The sequence below is a fragment of the Pseudomonas onubensis genome (assembly GCF_965653655.1).
GTDB lineage: Bacteria > Pseudomonadota > Gammaproteobacteria > Pseudomonadales > Pseudomonadaceae > Aquipseudomonas.
The window spans coordinates 1-17318 of record NZ_CBFHAZ010000085.1 but is presented as its reverse complement, the minus strand read 5'-3'; the positions used below and the strand labels follow the sequence as shown (position 1 = coordinate 17318).

At 59.3% G+C, this 17318-nt stretch carries 13 protein-coding genes; 1 reads left to right on the top strand and 12 read right to left on the bottom strand.

All coding sequences use genetic code 11. From position 1 onward, the window contains the following. Nucleotides 1–43: 43 nt before the first annotated feature. Nucleotides 44–2224: a glycoside hydrolase gene (locus tag ACTD9P_RS22590; RefSeq protein ID WP_438869425.1), complete on the top strand. Its 2181-nt coding sequence runs from the start codon at nucleotides 44–46 to the stop codon at nucleotides 2222–2224. Between the two features lie 122 nt (nucleotides 2225–2346). Here the strand turns inward: ACTD9P_RS22590 and ACTD9P_RS22585 are convergent, their stop codons facing one another. From ACTD9P_RS22585 to tcyJ, 12 genes are all read right to left on the bottom strand, one after another. Then, nucleotides 2347–2973, bottom strand: a complete 627-nt coding sequence (locus tag ACTD9P_RS22585) for a class I SAM-dependent methyltransferase (protein ID WP_438869423.1) — start codon at nucleotides 2971–2973, stop codon at nucleotides 2347–2349. A 125-nt stretch (nucleotides 2974–3098) separates the two neighbouring features. Beyond that, nucleotides 3099–6851: an Ig-like domain-containing protein gene (locus ACTD9P_RS22580; protein WP_438869422.1), complete on the bottom strand. Its 3753-nt coding sequence runs from the start codon at nucleotides 6849–6851 to the stop codon at nucleotides 3099–3101. A 155-nt stretch (nucleotides 6852–7006) separates the two neighbouring features. Next, complete coding sequence (locus tag ACTD9P_RS22575; RefSeq protein WP_438869421.1) at nucleotides 7007–7651, bottom strand: methionine ABC transporter permease; 645 nt, start codon at nucleotides 7649–7651, stop codon at nucleotides 7007–7009. Then, nucleotides 7641–8753, bottom strand: coding sequence for a methionine ABC transporter ATP-binding protein (locus tag ACTD9P_RS22570; RefSeq protein ID WP_438869420.1), 1113 nt, complete (start codon nucleotides 8751–8753; stop codon nucleotides 7641–7643). The genes ACTD9P_RS22575 and ACTD9P_RS22570 overlap by 11 nt, the downstream gene beginning before the upstream one ends. Further along, entirely contained in the window at nucleotides 8750–9565 is an 816-nt protein-coding gene (locus ACTD9P_RS22565; RefSeq protein ID WP_438869419.1) for a MetQ/NlpA family ABC transporter substrate-binding protein, read from the bottom strand. Before ACTD9P_RS22565 ends, ACTD9P_RS22570 begins: the two co-directional genes overlap by 4 nt. Nucleotides 9566–9711: 146 nt before the next feature. Next, nucleotides 9712–11064 carry an LLM class flavin-dependent oxidoreductase gene (locus ACTD9P_RS22560; RefSeq protein ID WP_438869418.1) on the bottom strand — a complete coding sequence of 451 codons (1353 nt, stop codon included), beginning with the start codon at nucleotides 11062–11064 and terminating at the stop codon, nucleotides 9712–9714. Further along, a complete protein-coding gene (locus ACTD9P_RS22555; RefSeq protein WP_438869417.1) occupies nucleotides 11065–12258 on the bottom strand; it encodes an SfnB family sulfur acquisition oxidoreductase in 1194 nt (397 codons plus the stop codon). Between the two features lie 24 nt (nucleotides 12259–12282). Continuing rightward, entirely contained in the window at nucleotides 12283–13524 is a 1242-nt protein-coding gene (locus ACTD9P_RS22550; protein ID WP_438869416.1) for an SfnB family sulfur acquisition oxidoreductase, read from the bottom strand. 187 nt (nucleotides 13525–13711) lie between these two features. Further along, entirely contained in the window at nucleotides 13712–14497 is a 786-nt protein-coding gene (locus tag ACTD9P_RS22545) for a hypothetical protein (protein ID WP_438869415.1), read from the bottom strand. A gap of 375 nt (nucleotides 14498–14872) precedes the next feature. After that, nucleotides 14873–15619 carry an L-cystine ABC transporter ATP-binding protein TcyN gene (tcyN, locus tag ACTD9P_RS22540; RefSeq protein WP_438869414.1) on the bottom strand — a complete coding sequence of 249 codons (747 nt, stop codon included), beginning with the start codon at nucleotides 15617–15619 and terminating at the stop codon, nucleotides 14873–14875. 2 nt (nucleotides 15620–15621) lie between these two features. Beyond that, the gene (gene tcyL, locus ACTD9P_RS22535) at nucleotides 15622–16287 is read right to left on the bottom strand and encodes a cystine ABC transporter permease (RefSeq protein ID WP_017135731.1); all 666 of its coding nucleotides are present in this window, start codon (nucleotides 16285–16287) and stop codon (nucleotides 15622–15624) included. Beyond that, entirely contained in the window at nucleotides 16287–17081 is a 795-nt protein-coding gene (tcyJ, locus tag ACTD9P_RS22530) for a cystine ABC transporter substrate-binding protein (RefSeq protein ID WP_438869412.1), read from the bottom strand. Before tcyJ ends, tcyL begins: the two co-directional genes overlap by 1 nt. Between the last annotated feature and the right edge of the window lie 237 nt (nucleotides 17082–17318).

Here is a 17318-nt window from a genome sequence, read left to right as displayed (position 1 = left end):
TGCTTTACCCTCCGGGCCTGATCTTGTTTGGAAGGCCCGTGCCATGCGTCATTTTTTGCTGGTTGTCAGCCTGTTGTTGTCTCCACTGGCATCAGCCGGCACCGTGTTGGAAAACGCCCTGTGGCGTGTCGAACTCGACCCCGCCACGCTCGCGCTGCGTGTTACGCCTGCAGGCGAGGCGTCGGTGCAGGCGTCCAGCGGTGTGGCTGCCCATGCTGTCAGTGATCTGCAGGTGGGTGCAGAGCAGGCTGAGTGGCAGTGGGACAACGGTGCGTATCGTCTGACGGCTCGCCTTGAGCAACGTGACCTGTCCCTGACCCTCAGCGCCCGCGAGCCGGGGGAGTTGCCGCTGCTGCGCCAACCTTCGGCGGCCATGGGCAAGGGCTTGATCTGGCCCTTGGCCGAAGGGCATTACGTGCCGGCCGGTAACGCTGTATGGAAAGCGTTTTTGCTGGAGCAGGGCGAACTCAATACCACTCAGGATCTCAGCCTGCCGTTATGGGGCCTGGATCACGGTCGCTTCACATTGAACTGGTTGCTGACCAACCCCTACAACAACCACTTGCAATGGCAGGCAGACGGCAAGGGCCTGGCACTCTCGGTGGCTCACGAATTTACCCGTCTTGACCCCACGGCGCCGATGACCTTGCGCTTGCACCTGGGCGACGCCGACCCATTGGCCGGTGCCAAGCGCTATCGGCAGTGGCTTGTGGAGCAAGGCCGCTACGAGCCGCTGGCGGACAAGCTGCAACAAACCCCCGAAGCCAAAAAACTGCTGGGCGCCAGCCATGTCTACCTGTGGGGCAACAGCCTGTTGGCCCCCGCTGATGTGCGTGATTGGCCGCTGCTGGTCAAACGCTTGCGCGGTCATGCACTCAAGGGGTTGATGGACAAAGAGGCGACTCAGGTTCTCGCGCAAGCCAAGGCTTTGAACCGTTATGAGCAAGGCGTTTTGCTGCGGGGCCTGAATGCGGCGATCAATCAGCAAGCCCGGCAGGCTTGGCAAGTCGAGGACCCGGACATGACCCGACTCGCCGCCCGCTATGGTGAACTGCGCAGCGAGCTGGCCAGGGACTTTGCCGGGGCCTTGATCGACACTCCTGGGACTTGGGGCAGCAAGACGATTGAGTCCCTGCGTGACGCCGGGCTGCCGCGCCTGTTACTGACCCTGGGCGAAGGCTGGGAAGGCGGCCTGTGGCATCCCGAAGCGATTCGCGCCGGTGTCGAAGCCGGTTACCTGATGGCGCCCTACGACTCCTATGAAACCGCCTTGTCCGCCAGCGAAAACCCGGACTGGACCACCGCGCACCTGGGCGCCAAGGCTTACCGCGACTGTGCGATTGTGCTCAAGGACGGCAAGCTGAAAACCGGCTTCCAGCAATCGGGCCACTACATCGACCCGCGCTGTATAAGGCCTTCACTGGAGGCGCGGGTGAGGGCGGTGCAGGCCAAGGCCGGTTTTAACGCCTGGTTCCTGGATGCCTACGCCACCGGCATGGTGTTCGACAGCTACCGTGAGGGTGCGCCCATGACCCAGGCGCAGAACGCCGAAGGCAATATCGACGCCTCCCGTTGGATCAGCACGGTACTCAAGCTGCCGGCGGGTTCCGAAGATGGCAATGCCAGCACCGCCCAGGGCATCCTGTTCGCCCATGGGATGCAGACACCGGTCATTGGCTGGGGCGATCGTGAGATGACTCAGGACAAGCAATCGCCCTATTACGTCGGCAACTGGTATCCGCCGGAGCAGCCGGCGGTGTTCTTCAAGCCCGTGCCGTTGAAAGAGCCGTTTCGCACGCTGTACTTCGACCCGACGCTGCGCCTGCCGCTGTACCAGGCGGTGTTTCACGGCTCGGTGATTACCACACACCATTGGCTGTTCGACAGCCTGAAGCTGAGCAATGTGCAGGCCGAGAACGAGCTGACCCAACTGCTCTACAACGTGCCACCGTTGTATCACCTTACCGATGCGACGCTTAAGCAGCGGCTGCCGGTGATCCAGCGTCAGGACCGCTTTTTCAGGCCGTTGCATCAGCGTTTGGCGACCCAGGCGCTGACCGATTTTCGTTGGCTGACGGCGGATAAACAGGTGCAGCAGACCACGTTTGCCGATGGAACGCGGTTGGTGGTGAATTTTTCTGCGCAGGAGCAGGAAGGGTATATGGGGCGTAGTGTGACGGCGTTGGTGGTGGGGGAAAAACCGGTGGTGTATCAGGTGCAATGACCGCGCCGCAAAGACCTTCGCGAGCAAGCCCGCTCCCACATTTGATTGCATTCCAATGTTGGAACTCGGTCAAATGTGGGAGCGGGCTTGCTCGCGAAAGCGTCTGACCAGGCAACCGAGTTCTAAAGCTTGCGCCACACACTCGCCAACCAAGGCTGCTGCTCCCGCGGCAACCCAGCCGGTCGGTAGTAATGCTCCAACTCCACAAACCCCGCCGCCGTCAGCAAACCCCGCCACGCCTCCAGGTCGTGATAAGACCCGTACCGAGGCCCATTCCAGCCCTCCTGATTCTCGCCGCGAGGGTTGGAACTGAACAACACACCACCCGGTTTTAAAGCCCCATGCAGCTGCTTGAGCACCCGTGGCAGTTCCTGCTTGGGAATATGGAACAGCACCGCATTGGCAAACACCCCATCAAAGCGCGCGGCGGGCAAATCCAGCTTCAGGAAGTCCTGTTGCAACACTTCACAACCACTGTCTTCACGCGCCATCTGCGCAAAGCGCTCGGAGCCATCGAGCCCCACGGCGATATGCCCCATGCGCGTAAACGTGCGCAAATCCCGCCCAGGGCCGCAGCCGAAATCCAGCACGGTAAACGGGGGCGTGCCCTGGATATGCCGCAGCAGGGCGTCGATGTTCTGGCTGACGTCGTGGTCGCGAGTGCCGTCACGGAAGTCCTCAGCCACTTTGTTGTAGTGGCTGAGGGTGGTGGTGGTGATCTGGTTGAGGTCGTCGGGGGCGAGTTTCATGGTGGGTGCTTCAGGGCAGGGAGATCAGGGGACTATACCCCTTACTTTCTTTTCAGCATAAAAGACGAAGGGGGTGAGTGCTGCACTCATCCCCTTCGATGTTTCTTAACCTGCGGTTTTATCCGCTAGGCTCGCACCAGTGTCATACCGCGGAAATTGTGATTGTTTTCACCGCCTAAGAAAATGCCACGATTTTGAAAATGGTAAAAATAACCGCGACCAGGATCGGCGTACCCTAACCAATAAAAGTAATCCACTGGCAGTGCGGCCCCATATACACGTTGTAAATCACCGATACCGTCAAATCCTACGGCGCGGTGGCCTGTATTTATCCACGCCACCATCGGGGCCAAAAGAGCCAGTGAATTGTTGAACGCCAAGTTGTAGACGTTGCTGGCGTTAACCTGGCACGTTGCTACATTGCCTGCTTGGTCTTTCGCAGTGATAGTCACTGTTCCCCAACTATTGGCTTTTATAAACCCATGGGGCGTCACGGACACCACGCCAGGACTGTTCGACGACCATGTGACTGCCCCTGAACCGCCAGTGGTGACCAGTTGCGCAGTGTTACCGATTGATTCCACACCCGTTCTTGGCCAATTGACTCTTACAGAAATTCCATTCAAATTAATCACAGAAGCGTTTAACTTGAGTTTGGCATTTACGGTGTAAGTGGTTGGCCGCAGGATCGTCACACGATCAGGGTCGTTACTTGCATCGAGGATTACGCTGCCGTTGACAATAATCGGCGTGTTAGGCGGCACAGTGTCCAGCCAACTTCGCATTACTTCGATATCTTTGAGCCCACTGATAGCCTGTGCTGCATCGATTGGCAGACTTTCACGCACCGTCAGCGTAGGGATGCCTTTAGCTTCTATAGTGATTTTCACCTGTTGGCCCTTGCCGATCAGAGGCCATGGCGCTAACGCCGCCAGCACGTTGGGAGTGTCTTTATTATTGAGGTCCAGCGTTCCGTTATTTGGAATACCGTTAATTAATACCTGTGGAAGGTCTGCTTCGCGCAGCGGCTGTACTGACACTTCCTGAGCCTGAGAGGTAATCATCGCCGCGCCTGAAGTCAGCACGGTATACCGCATGGTCATATCCTTGTTGACCATCTTCGCCAGTAATTCGTCGTTGATAGGAAAGTCGATGCGCCCTGTGCTCACGCCATTCTGCGGCGCGATAGCGGCCAATGTCCCGTCCGGAAAGATTATTTGCGCAGTGATTTTTTGCGCCGTTCTCATGCCGGCAAAGGCCACGGTCAAAAAGGCCTTTTTCGCATGGTCGGGTGCGTAAACCGTTATCTTGCTCCCCGCAATGTTGCCAAAGGCGGGCGCTGGTTGGTTGGACGCGATGGCTTCAATCACATAGGTATTTTCCTCAAACAGCAAACTCACTGTTTCGTCCCCGGTGCCCGTGAGGTCCACCCAACATTTGATGCTCAAGCGCGAGTTATCTTGTAGCTGGCGCAGACTTTCCACTGGTGCGGGTAAGGAGAACCCGTTGGTGATGTGGTCGGTAGTGACTTTTCCGTCGTTGAATATCTCCTGGTAGGGTGTGCCATCCACAAAGACGCCGGACAATTGGGTTTTAACCAGGTGCCCCGCGTTTATCAGATTCCACGGTGCAATTCGGATGATGGCGTTATCCGTCAATTGATACAAACGCAATGCTGTGGCACCCGCGCCTACGTCAACAATGGTCGGCGCCGGGCGATACTGCAGCGGCTTGAGCAGGAACTCTTTGGGCTCGGACTTGTGGGTTGTCCGCCCGCGAATGAACTCGTACCACACCGTGATCTTGTTTCCGCCCTTGCGGACGCCCCTGGCAATGACCTCGGGTTCGATACGGGCCACAAAACTGTGGGTCTTGGAATCCCATATCGCCAGCACTTCGGCGCTGCTGAGATTAAACGCGCCTTGCCAGTAGACGGTTACCAAATCAGTGGAGCGGGCCTGCGTGAAACTTGCCACCACGCTGGCGCCCAGGGTCAGGTTTTTCGGCAGGATTTCGTATTGCATTGCACCCGCTTCAATCACTTCAGCCTGCTTCAGTACCGGTTTCTTGCCAACGGTGAGGTAGGCCACCTCAGAGCGTAAGACCTGCTTTGTACTTGGGCGAGACACGGTGTACCTGAGGCTGATTTCGAAGTCCTTGTTGTTGTCCAGCAAGCGGCGTTCCAGCGGAAAGAGTAAATACGCAAAGGGTTGGCCTTCCGTATCCTCTGTGATGTTGAATGTGCCGCTGGCCGAGCCCGTTGAACTTCTGCCAGTCAAGCTGTGGGCAACGACATCGCCATTGAGCGTGCCATCATAGGGAAACTTCACCACGAACTCTTCGTCCAGCACTTCCTCAGGATCGATGTATCCGTCTTTGGCCACCTCGACAACCGGCGCCGGCAGCTCGCCTACCCACGTTCCCACCACGGCCTCCACCTTTGCTGATGTGAGGGTGGTGACAGAGGTGCCGTCACGTTTATCAATGGTGTAGAAAAGCTCGACGCGTCTTCCTTCAAATTTCTTCAGGGTCTCCTTGGTCACCCGGCGTGTGCCACCTTCGGCTCCTGCCACTTGAGGGTCTGAGTGCATGGCGCTGCCATCCTTGGCGACGACACAGAAGGTTTCCCTCCAGGTAGAAGAATAGGGCCGGTATTTGGGAATGGTTGCGACAGCATCTTTATCGTTGGCGAGCAGCCCCGCCAGTAACCCTTCCACCGTCACCGGCGGCAATGACACCGGCAGGCCTTTTACATTGACTAATTTACTGCTTGACGTCGCCAGCGGCGTGCCAGCGGCGGTATGTAACTCGTAGGACAGTCGGAAAGCTCCGTTTTCCAGGTCCTTGAACAGGGCGTAGTCGAGTGGAATATTCAGGGTCGTACCTCGGCCGCTGTCTTGAACGCTAGGCAGGCGCACCGTTTCAGTCTTCCCATCTGCATATTTCAGCGTCACGATGCCCGTGATTTGATTCAAAGGTTTGGGTATTGGCCGTGTGAGGAGTGGTGTGACTTCCATTTTCAGCGTTGCCTGGCTATCGGCGCTGAGGTCAAGGTCATTGCTTTCCGAATCATCTTTAATAAAGTAAGGATTGGGGCGCAATTTTGAATCAAGTTCCGATACCAATCGGTAGCTTTCGGAAAACTGGTAATCCCCTCCCGGACGGGTTTTCACCACGTTTTCGACGGTGTAGACGACTTCTATCTCTCCGCTTTTGTCGAGTTGATCAATGACCTCCGGCGTGATCCACACCTTGAATGGCCCCGGTCCTTTGGCCTCTTGTTCACTCAATGTGTACCGGGTATCAATACCGCCACAGCGGACGATCAGAACATCGTTTTTGCGTGCATAGAGATGCTTGTTGATCAGGCACAAAAAACCGGTCTCGCCGATGTCTGTATTTATGGGCGAGCCTTTGGGCATGCCTTCGATTGTCATTTTCAGCCCACTGTGCCAGGGCTTGTTAGTATCCTGGTCAAATCCGGCGGGGTGGGTGGGAATGATCAGCACTTTTGTTGGGGGCGAGTAACTCCTGTGTGTGCTGTGAGCGCGTATGACCAGGCCGCGTATTTCGACGAGCCCTGGCGGCATTTGAGGGACGGTCACGTAGTAAGCAACCGCCGTCGTGTCTGTGACGAACCCCGACTTTATTTCCTCGCCATTGACGACGACTACGTATTCATCGTCGACTGTGAGGCTCGTCCACGGAAAAAAACCGAAAGTGGCGGGATTGAGTTGACGTCTACCCATTCCCCATTCAGCCTCTTCTTCATAAACAGGCGCAATATCCGGACCGAATGGTTTCTTAAAACGGACGCCGGGGACAAACGAAAACGGTTTCTCAAGCTCTTCGTCAGAATCTGGAGGTAAGGTAAACATGATGATCCCCTTGCTCGTTTAACGCGCGCCGAAATAGCCCGCTGGATAAACGAAATAGACGCCTGGAGCGTGGAGACGTCTAGCTGTGAGAATTGACAGTATCGACAAGCGGTGCACTGTCGCAGGGGCTTCTATAGAGAACGCCGGACTATGTTTCAGCGTTTATTAAGCACTCGCGCCAACCGATCCCCACCCAACTGAATCACCGCCACCAACACCACCAGCAGCACAATCACCGTCAGCATGATCTGCGTATCAAAGCGCTGATACCCATACCGGTACGCAATATCCCCCAAGCCGCCAGCCCCAATCGCCCCGGCCATGGCCGACGAGTTGATCATGGTCACCAGGGTAATCGTAAAACCACCGACAATTCCCGGCAGCGCTTCGGGCAGCAACACATGCCAGATGATGTGCCAGCGGCGGCAGCCCATGGCCTGAGCGGCCTCGATCAAACCATGATCGACCTCACGCAAACTCACCTCGGCAATCCGCGCAAAGAAAGGCGTGGCGGCGATGGTCAGCGGTACAACGGCGGCCCACACGCCGTAGGTAGTGCCGACGATCAGCCGGGTGAACGGGATCAGCGCGACCATCAGGATCAGAAACGGAATCGAGCGGAACACATTGACGAACGCTCCCAGCACGCGGTTCAGCGCCGGTGCCTGGTAGATGCCGCCCTTGTCGCTGGTGACCAGAAACACCGCCAGCGGAATCCCCACCAGCAACGCAATCAGCGATGACACGCCAACCATCAACAAGGTATCGATGGCGCCCTGCAATAAACGATCAAACCACATAGCCCAGCACCTCCACCTGTTGTGCCCAATGCCCGGCGCGGATGCGCAGTTCTTCGGCGTTGTGTGGCGAGCCATTTACCGCCAACAGTAATTGCCCCAGTGCATGCCCCTGAATCCGTTCCACACCGCCTTGCAGCAAGCGCACGCGCCCGCCGAGGGCGATGAACAGTGCGGCCAGGTCCGGTTCGTCTGCGGCGCTGCCGGTGAACTGCAACCGCAACACCACCGCCGCCGTCGACGAAGGTTCAGCCTGCAAGCGACTTTGCAATTCGTCCGGCAGCCCGTGTTGCAACGGCGCCAGCAAGGTTTTGCTGACCTCGTGCTGCGGGTTGCCGAACACTTGCCACACTTGGCCTTGTTCGACGATGCGCCCGTGTTCCAATACCACCACGCGGTCGCAGATGTCGCGAATCACCGCCATCTCGTGGGTGATCAACACGATGGTCAGGCCCAGGCGCTGGTTGATCTCGCGCAACAGGCCGAGGATCGACTGGGTGGTTTCCGGGTCGAGGGCCGAAGTGGCTTCATCGCACAGTAAAATCTGCGGGTCATGCACCAGCGAGCGGGCAATGCCCACGCGCTGTTTCTGCCCGCCGGAAAGTTGCGCCGGGTAGGCTTTGTGCTTGTCCTTGAGACCGACCAACTCCAGCAACTCGCGTACCTTTTGCTCACGCTGCGGCTTGGGCACTCCGGCGACTTTCAGCGGCAGTTCGACGTTCTGCCACACGGTCTTGGCCGACATCAGGTTGAAGTGCTGGAAGATCATGCCGATGCGCCGCCGCAGCGCCACCAAGCGGTCTTCGTCGAACTCCCCGATGTCCACCTGATCAATCAGTACGCGGCCGCTGCTGGGTTGCTCCAGGCGGTTGATGGTGCGGATCAGCGAGGATTTACCGGCGCCGCTGCGGCCGATAATGCCGAACACTTCACCGTGCTGGATCGCCAGATCAATGCCTTGCAGGGCATGCACGGCGCCGTCATAGGTTTTGCCCAGGTTGATAAAACGCACATGGGCGCGGTTCAGGTCCGGGTGCAGCTCTGTCTGCTCGGCGTCCCTGGGCGGTGTACCCAGGTCGCGCAGTTGGGCGTTGGCGGCGGTCATTTTTTATCTTCCCAGCCGACTTGGTAGAGCTTGCCGAGGGATTTATCCAGCGCCGCACGTACCACCGGCGAGTGTTGGTAGATGTCGACGAACTTGATCACCCGCGGGTCGGTTTTGCTCTTGGGCTGGATCACAAACTGGATCACGTATTCCGGGTGGTCGAGGCCGTCGAACAGCAGCGCCGACTCGGCATCGAAGGTCTTGGACAGGCGGATATAGGCCGGGTAGCCCTGCACCAGATCGGCGTCGTCATAGGCGCGCACCAGTTGCACGGCCTCGACTTGCAGGATCTTGAGCTTTTTCGGGTTGGCGATAATGTCTTCTTCGGTGGCCTTGTAGCCCACACCCGGCTTGAGGCTGATCAGCCCGGCCTTGGCCAGCAATTGCAGGCCGCGACCGCTGTTGATCGGGTCGTTGGCAATCGCCACGCTGGCGCCTTGCGGCAGGTCGTTGATGGTTTTGTACTTCTTGGAGTACAGCCCGACGTTATTGATGATGCCCGGCGCGTATGGCACCAGGTCAAAACCGGCGGCGGCCTTGGCGTTTTCCAGGAACGGAATGTGCTGGAAGTAGTTCACGTCGATATCGCCGGCGGCCAGGCTGACGTTGGGCGCGATCCAGTCGGTGAACTCCACCAGCTCGACTTTCAGGCCTTGCTTGTCGGCCTCGGCCACGGCGGCTTCGAGGGGAATCGCGAAGGCGGCAGTGGTGCCGATTTTCAGCGGTGCGTCAGCGGCGAAAACGCTGGCGCTGAATAAGCCGAAGGCCAGGGCCAGTGCTTTGACTGGGTGGGAGAGCCGTGTTTTTTTCATAATCGATTTCCAGTCATAAGGTGTTGGTAAGAACAATGTGAGTCCAAATGTGGGAGCGGGCTTGCTCGCGAATGCGGTGAATCAGTCACCAGATACATTTGCTGACGCACCGCTTTCGCGAGCAAGCCCGCTCCCACAGTTTTGGTTCAGTGTCGGTAAGTGGAACCGGTGTGTTGTTCGGGCAGGCGAGCGCCGGCGTGAAAGACCTTTTCGCGCAGTGTTCCCTGCTCATAAGCGGTCTTGTACGACCCACGCTTCTGCAACTGCGGCACCACCAAATCGATAAAGTCGACGTAGCTTTCCGGCGTCACGATGCGCGTCAAATTGAAGCCATCCAGCCCCGTTTCGCTGATCCACGACTCCAGCTCATCAGCCACTTGTTCGGGCGAGCCAACCAAAGTGATATAGCGCCCACCCAAGGCGTGCTGTTCGAGCAATTTGCGCCGGGTCCAGTCGTTGTTCTGCAGGTTCTTGGTGGCCGACTGAATCGCATTGCTCTTCACGTACTGGATCGGTTCGTCGATTTCGTATTGGGCAAAATCAATCGCGGTGGACGCCGAGAAATGCGCCACGCCGGCCTCCGGGCTGGCGTAGCTCAAATACTCGGCGTGTTTGGCCCAGGCCAGTTCTTCGGTGGCGCCAACGATCACGTTAAGCCCCATGAACACCTTGATGTCCTCCGGGTTGCGCCCGGCCTCGACGGCACTGGCGCGCACCTTGTCCACCTGGGCTTTGGTCGCGGCCTTGTTCTGGCCGCTGATGAACACGCACTCGGCATGGCGCCCGGCGAACAGCAGGCCACGGTCCGAACTGCCCGCCTGGAACAGCACCGGCGTGCGCTGCGGTGACGGTTCGCACAGGTGATAACCCTCCACCTGATAGAACTCGCCGTGGTGCTCGACCTTGTGCACCTTGCCCGGTTGCGCGTAGACCCGCTGCGTGGGGTCGTTGAGCACCGCATCGTCTTCCCAGCTGCCTTCCCAGAGTTTGTACAGCACCTGCAGGTACTCATCGGCCTGGTCATAGCGGCGGTCGTGCTCGACCTGCTCGGTCAGGCCCATGGCCTTGGCCGCGCTGTCGAGGTAGCCGGTGACGATGTTCCAGCCAACCCGGCCACGGCTCAGGTGGTCCAGCGTGGACATGCGCCGGGCGAACAGATACGGCGGCTCGTAGGTGAGGTTGGCGGTGAGGCCGAAGCCCAGGTTTTTGGTCACGGCGGCCATGGCCGATACCAGTAGCAGCGGGTCATTGACCGGCAGTTGGATCGATTCTTTGAGCGGCACGTCGATAGCGTTCTGGTAGACGTCGTACACGCCGACGATATCCGCGATGAACAAACCGTCGAACAGCCCGCGCTCCAGGGTTTGCGCCAGGTCGGTCCAGTATTCGACGGTCTTGTATTGCGTCGAGGTGTCCCGTGGGTGGGTCCACAGGCCGTGGTTGATATGCCCGATGCAGTTCATGTTGAAGGCATTGAGCAGGATTTTTTTCTTGGCCATTCAGATGGTCCCCCGCAGTGGTGGGTTTTCATCATTGAGGTAGTAATTGCCCACCGCGTGGTATTTCCAGCGCACCGGGTCGTGCAGGGTGTGCACGCGGGCGTTGCGCCAGTGGCGATCGAGGCCATGCTCGGCCAGGGTCGCCTGGCTGCCCGCCAACTCGAACAAGGTGCTGCCGGCAGCCAGGGAAATTTCCGTGCTCAGGGCGCGTACTTCAGCGACAGCAATCGAGGCTGCTGCGACGGTCTGGGCATTGCTGTCGGCCTGGGCGCGGTCGAGGTATTCACCCGCGCGCTCCAACAAGGCTTCGGCGGCGTGCAAGCGAATGCTCAAGTGGCCGAAGCTCTTGAGCGTCAGCGGGTCTTCGCTGGCCTTGTCGTTGCCGGCGTCGATCCACGGGCGGGTTTTGGTGCGCACAAAGTGCAGCGCATCTTCAAAGGCGGCGCGGGCGATGCCGGTGTCGATGGCGGCGTGAAGGATCTGCGCCAGCGGGCCGACGGTGGTCGGGCGCTCGAAGGCGCTCTGGAACGGGATCACGTCCTGGGCGGCCACCCAGACGTTTTCGAACACCACCGAACCGCTACCGGTGGTGCGCTGGCCGAAACCACTCCAGTCGTCGATCACGCTCAAACCTTCACTGTTGCGGGCCACAAACGCCAGTTGCTGCACGCCGTGTTCATCCACCACCGAGGTGGGGATGCGCTGGGCGTAGATCGCGCCGGTGGAGTAGAACTTGCGCCCGGTGATGCGAAAACCATCGCCGTCGCGGGTGATGGAGGTGACGCGGTCATGGGCGGTTTTGGTACCCAGTTCCGCCAGCGCATTGCCGAAGCGCTGGCCGGCGAGTACTTCGGCGTACAGGCGTTGTTGCTGGGCCGGGCTGCCGTTTACGCGCAGGACCTCCAGCGCATAAAAGTGGTTTTGCGGGATCTGGCCCAGCGAGGCGTCGGCCTGGGCGATCAGGGCGATGACTTTGGCCAGGGTGACGTTGGACACGCCGGCGCCGCCATACTCCTTGGGCACGCTGATGCCCCACAGGCCGGAGCGCGAAAACACGTCCAGTTCGGGCAAGGGCAGGCGGCGTTCGCGGTCGCGCTGGGCGCTGTCACGGCGAAAGTCTTCGGCCAGGTCGCTGGCGACAATAAGAGCTTGTTCGTCGCTGGTGATGACCGCGACGTTAGGGGAAAAAGTCATGGGTTTCTCCAGGTGTCTGGTCGGTCAGATCCAGGAATGTCGAGCAGGCAAAGTGCCGTTCAGTCGATAGGCGCCAATGGCGTGATACTTCCAGCGCACCGGGTCGTGCAGGGTGTGTACGCGGGCATTGCGCCAGTGGCGGTCGAGGTTGAATTCGGCAAGGGTTGCGCGGCTGCCGGCGAGTTCAAAGAGCTTTTCGCTGACCAGCAACGACACTTCGGTGGTCAGCACCTTGGCCTCGGCCACGGCAATCGAGGCACGGGCGGCCGAGTGCGCGGTGATCGGCGCGGCGCTGATGTCGTCCAGTACCTGGCCGGCTTTGCGCAGCAGGGCTTCGGCGGCGTGCAGTTCGATTTTCAGTTTGCCGATATCGGCGATCACGTACAGGTCATCGCTGGCGCGTTCGACCTTGGCGTCGATCCACGGGCGCGAACGTTCGCGCACGAAAACGATGGTGTCATCCAGCGCACCACGGGCGATGCCGGCATCGATGGCGGCCTGGATCAGTTGCGAGACGGCGCCCTGGATATTCGGGCTGTCGGCGAGGCGCCAATTGTCGATCACCAACTCTGCGTCAACCGGCACCTGGTCGAGCAGTACCGTGCCGCTGGCGGTGGTGCGTTGGCCAAAGCCCGACCAATCGTCAACGATGCGCAGCCCTGGCGTGCCACGGCGCACAAACGCCATGACTTGCTTGCCGTCATCGTTCAATGCTTTAACCGCGACCCAATGCGCGAACAAGGCACCGGTGGAGTAGAACTTCTGGCCGCTGATCACATAGCCGTCATCCTTGGCAGTGAGGCGCGCCTTGAGTTCCAGGGTGTTTTTGGTACCACGTTCCGGGCCGCCATTGCCGATGCGCCAGCCGTCGAGCACGCTCTGGAACAGCTGCTTTTTCTGGCGCTCGGTGGCGGTGCTTTGCAGCAGGTGCAGAATGCCGAAATGGTTCTGCGGGATTTGGCCGAGGGCCGGGTCCGCTGCACTGATGATCGCGAACACTTCGGCCAGGGTCACGAATGACACTTGGGGGCCGCCGTATTCACGGGGAATGGAAATACTGCCCAGCCCGCTGCGGGTGAACTGCTCAAGCTGCGCCCAGGGCAGTTGGCGCTGCTGGTCGCGTTTGGCCGCTTGCAGGCGTGCGGCCTGGGCCAGCTCATGGGCCGCGCTCAACGCCTGGGCGTCGTTGCGCAGCACCGTGGCCGGCAACAGCAGTGGGGCTACGTCCAGATCACTCTGGGGGGGTGTTAGAGCCAAGTTAGACATCAGCGCCGCTCCTTGGCTGCACGTAATGCCCTGGCGTTATGCACCGGGGTAATTCTGACCATACCGACCTCGCATTCAATGAAATAGAAACAAAAAAATCAGAGATGTCCGGTGGTCCGGTGCATATACCCTAAGCGTGTTAAATCTTTAAATAAACTAACTTTTAGGAATATGCATAGAAGGGCTGTCACCCGGGTTCGCAGGGGGAACCGGGCTGACGCGGTTGATAGATCGTCGTGGCGCTGGCTGGCCGGGCTGGCGGCTGTGGCGCGCAGGTGGCTATGTTCAAGGTGCGCACCGGCGCCCAGCGCGAATTATTGCCGACCCGATCGAGAATGCAGTACGTCACGTCCAGGCGGCTGTCGTCGCCTGCTTCGATAATAATGGCCGACGGCACCCACACCTGCACCGGCAGGCCCACGCCTTTGGCCTGGATCCTCGGCAGGTCCAGGCGCACGTCGCCCCAGCGTAGGGTAATGGCATCGCCCGTCGCCATGTTCAGGTAGGGCTGAATGGTCAGCGGTATGCCACGCCGTACCTGGCTGCCGTTGACGCCGTAACGCCGGATGGTTTCGGGCAGGCCCACGGGGGCGAGGTTCTGGTTTTCACCGTCCAGCAGCGCAGAAGGGTGGCCACCGGGGTAGCAGGTCTTCACGGGCACCTGGGTGAGTTCTGAACGTGCCGGGCCGTGGCCGACTTGCATGACCTGATAGTGAACCCGTGCCGTGCCATCCTGAATAAAACTTTCGGGTACACGCAGGCGAGTCAGCGTGCCGACCTTGCACGCGGTAATCCGACGTGAGTCGGCAAAGCAGTTGTTCCAGAACAACTCGATCAGGTCGCCCTCGTCCATGCCAGGGTAAGGCGCGATGTCCACCTGCAATTGGGTGGCGGCAAGGGCATTGATGCCGTGTCGATTCGCCTGGGGCAGGGTCGGGGCGGTGAGCGTGGCCTGGGGTGCGGTGCGCGTCATAAGTAATCTCCTTGATGCAGCCAGCAGCAATCGTTCCGGCGCCCGTGGCGCGATTGCGCGCGGGGGGCCGAAAGGAACGATTCAGTGAGTAGCCGGGATAGGATCCAATCCTCTGGGCGCTAGATAAGAGGGTTGGCTGGCAGTCGTCAATGGCGGCAAAAGGCTTAACGGCGAGTTGGAGCAGATTCAGAAAAGGCTGACGGGGCGGGGGATTTTAAGGTGGGTTTGGCGGGGTGTTTTACCCATGGCTGCGAGGGATTTGCGTAGGACTGTGGCGAGGGAGCTTGCTCCCGCTGGAGTGCGAAGCGCTCCCAGGATTTTGGGGCCGCTGCGCAGCCCAGCGGGAGCAAGCTCCCTCTCCACACTGCAAGCCAGTCAGTGGGCTAAAAACTTGCTCAAAAACTGCTTGGTCCGCTCTTCCTTGGGGTTGGCAAACAGCGCCTTGGCTTCGCCTTGCTCCACGATCACGCCTTTGTCGAAAAAGATCACCCGGTTGGCCACATCCCGGGCGAAGCTCATTTCGTGGGTGACGATAACCATGGTGCGGTTCTCTTCGGCCAGGCTGCGGATGGTCGCCAGCACTTCGCCGACCAGCTCCGGGTCGAGTGCCGAGGTGGGTTCGTCAAACAGGATCACCTCCGGCTCCATGGCCAAGGCACGGGCAATCGCCACGCGCTGTTGCTGGCCGCCGGACAAGCGCCGCGGGTAGGCGTCTTCCTTGCCTGCCAGGCCGACCCTGTCCAGCAGTTTGCGCCCCAGTGCGATCGCCGCCTCGCGCGGCATCTTCTTGACCACGATCGGGCCTTCGATGACGTTTTCCAGCGCGGTGCGATGCGGGAACAGGTTGAAATTCTGGAACACAAAACCCACGTGCTGGCGCAAGCGCCGCACCAGGCCTTGTTGCTGGTTGAGCGGCCTGCTGCTGTCGATCTCGATATCACCGACCTTGATGCGACCGCTGGTGGGTTCTTCGAGGAAGTTCAGGCAGCGCAGCAAGGTGGTCTTGCCGGAACCGCTGGGGCCAATGATGGCGACCACTTCGCCTTCCTTGACCTCGAGGTCGATGCCGTTGAGTACCACCTGACCTTTGAATTGTTTGGTCAGTTTTTCAACCACGATCATGCTCAGGACTCCAGGTCATGCCGGTTGACCCGGTCTTCCAGGCGATTTTGAAAGTGCGCCAGGATGCTTGCCAGGATCCAGTAGATCAGGGCGGCGGACAGGTACATGGTGAAGATTTCAAAGGTACGCGCCGACACCAACTGTGCCTGGCGGAACAACTCCGGCACCTGAATGGTGGCGGCCAGCGCCGTGTCCTTGACCAGCGAAATAAAGCTGTTACCCAACGGCGGCAAGGCCGTGCGCATCGCCTGCGGCAGGATGGCCCGACGCAGGGTCTGCGCGCGAGTCATGCCGATGCTGGCAGCAGCTTCCCATTGGCCGCGCTCGATGGAGCTGATCGCGGCGCGCAGGATTTCACAGGCGTAAGCGGCCATGTTCAGCGAAAAGCCGATCATGGCCGCCGGGATCGGATCCAGCTCGATGCCCACTTGCGGCAAACCGTAGTAGATCAAAAACAGCTGCACCAGCAAGGGCGTGCCGCGAAAGAACGACACATAGACTCGGGCGGTCCAGCTCAGGAGCTTGAAGCGCGACAAGCGCATCAAGGCGAGGCCGAAGCCCAGCAACAAGCCGAAAAACATCCCGCCGAGGCTAAGAATCACCGTGTAGTACGCGCCCTTGAGCAGAAAGGGCGCGGAGTCCAGCGCGAGTTGGAAACCTGCTTCCATTATTCAGTGACGTCAGCGTTGAAGTACTTCTCGGACAGCTTCTTCAAGGTGCCATCGGCGCGCAGCTTGTCGAGGGCCTTGTTCACCGCGTCGAGCAGTTCCGGCTCGCCTTTGCGCAGGGCAATACCGGCTTCCTGACGGGAGAAAGCATCACCGGCAGCAGCAGTGTCCGGGGCTTTCTTGGCGTATTCCAGCGCGGCCAGGCGGTCGATCAGGATGGCGTCGATACGGCCGATACGCAGGTCCTGGAACTTGGTCGGGTCATCGTTATAGGTCTTGATGATGGCTTTGGGTTGATTGTCCTTGAGCCATTGTTCGTAGTTGGTGCCCAGGCCCACACCGACTTTCTTGCCGGCCAGGTCGTTGGCAGTCTTGATGGCGCCGACGTTTTTCTTCAGCACCAGTGCCTGGATACCGGACACGGTGTAGGGCTTGGAGAAGTCATACTTCTTCTTGCGTTCTTCGGAGATGGTCACTTGGTTGACCACTGCGTCCAGGCGCTTGGATTCCAGGGCGGCGAGGATGCCGTCCCACGGCGTGGCCTGCAGCTTGACCTTGACGCCCAGCTCTTTGGCCAATGCTTCGGACAACTCGACTTCAAAGCCGCTGAGCTTGCCGCTTTCATCAACAAAGCTGAACGGCGGGTAGGTGCCTTCCAGGCCGATCTTGATCTCGCCGGCTTTCTTGATGTTGCCCAGCTGCTCGCCGGCGATGGCCTGGCCCATCAGGCCAGCCCCGAGTGCCAAGCCCAAAGTGCCAACCAACAACGTGCGACGCAATACAGAAATAGTCATGAACAGCCCCTGTGTTTTTTATGTTGAGCGAAGCAGGTGACGCAGTAGTCGTATCCTGCCTTAAAGCGCGGTGCGCGTCTTCGCCTGCGGCGCGACTATAAAGCCAGTTTTTAAGACTTGAAAATAATATAAATTCTATTTGATATTCTATTTTTGAATATTAGCGTGATCTAATGTGGGAGCGGGCTTGCTCGCGAAAGCGGTGTATCAGTCACACCTGTATGGGCTGACACACCG

Excerpts from the sequence above, each read along its gene's own strand:
- ACTD9P_RS22590 (WP_438869425.1), top strand. The coding sequence starts at position 44 with ATGCGTCATTTTTTGCTGGTTGTCAGCCTGTTGTTGTCTCCACTGGCA.
- ACTD9P_RS22585 (WP_438869423.1), bottom strand. The coding sequence starts at position 2,973 with ATGAAACTCGCCCCCGACGACCTCAACCAGATCACCACCACCACCCTC.
- ACTD9P_RS22580 (WP_438869422.1), bottom strand. The coding sequence starts at position 6,851 with ATGTTTACCTTACCTCCAGATTCTGACGAAGAGCTTGAGAAACCGTTT.
- ACTD9P_RS22575 (WP_438869421.1), bottom strand. The coding sequence starts at position 7,651 with ATGTGGTTTGATCGTTTATTGCAGGGCGCCATCGATACCTTGTTGATG.
- ACTD9P_RS22570 (WP_438869420.1), bottom strand. The coding sequence starts at position 8,753 with ATGACCGCCGCCAACGCCCAACTGCGCGACCTGGGTACACCGCCCAGG.
- ACTD9P_RS22565 (WP_438869419.1), bottom strand. The coding sequence starts at position 9,565 with ATGAAAAAAACACGGCTCTCCCACCCAGTCAAAGCACTGGCCCTGGCC.
- ACTD9P_RS22560 (WP_438869418.1), bottom strand. The coding sequence starts at position 11,064 with ATGGCCAAGAAAAAAATCCTGCTCAATGCCTTCAACATGAACTGCATC.
- ACTD9P_RS22555 (WP_438869417.1), bottom strand. The coding sequence starts at position 12,258 with ATGACTTTTTCCCCTAACGTCGCGGTCATCACCAGCGACGAACAAGCT.
- ACTD9P_RS22550 (WP_438869416.1), bottom strand. The coding sequence starts at position 13,524 with ATGTCTAACTTGGCTCTAACACCCCCCCAGAGTGATCTGGACGTAGCC.
- ACTD9P_RS22545 (WP_438869415.1), bottom strand. The coding sequence starts at position 14,497 with ATGACGCGCACCGCACCCCAGGCCACGCTCACCGCCCCGACCCTGCCC.
- tcyN (WP_438869414.1), bottom strand. The coding sequence starts at position 15,619 with ATGATCGTGGTTGAAAAACTGACCAAACAATTCAAAGGTCAGGTGGTA.
- tcyL (WP_017135731.1), bottom strand. The coding sequence starts at position 16,287 with ATGGAAGCAGGTTTCCAACTCGCGCTGGACTCCGCGCCCTTTCTGCTC.
- tcyJ (WP_438869412.1), bottom strand. The coding sequence starts at position 17,081 with ATGACTATTTCTGTATTGCGTCGCACGTTGTTGGTTGGCACTTTGGGC.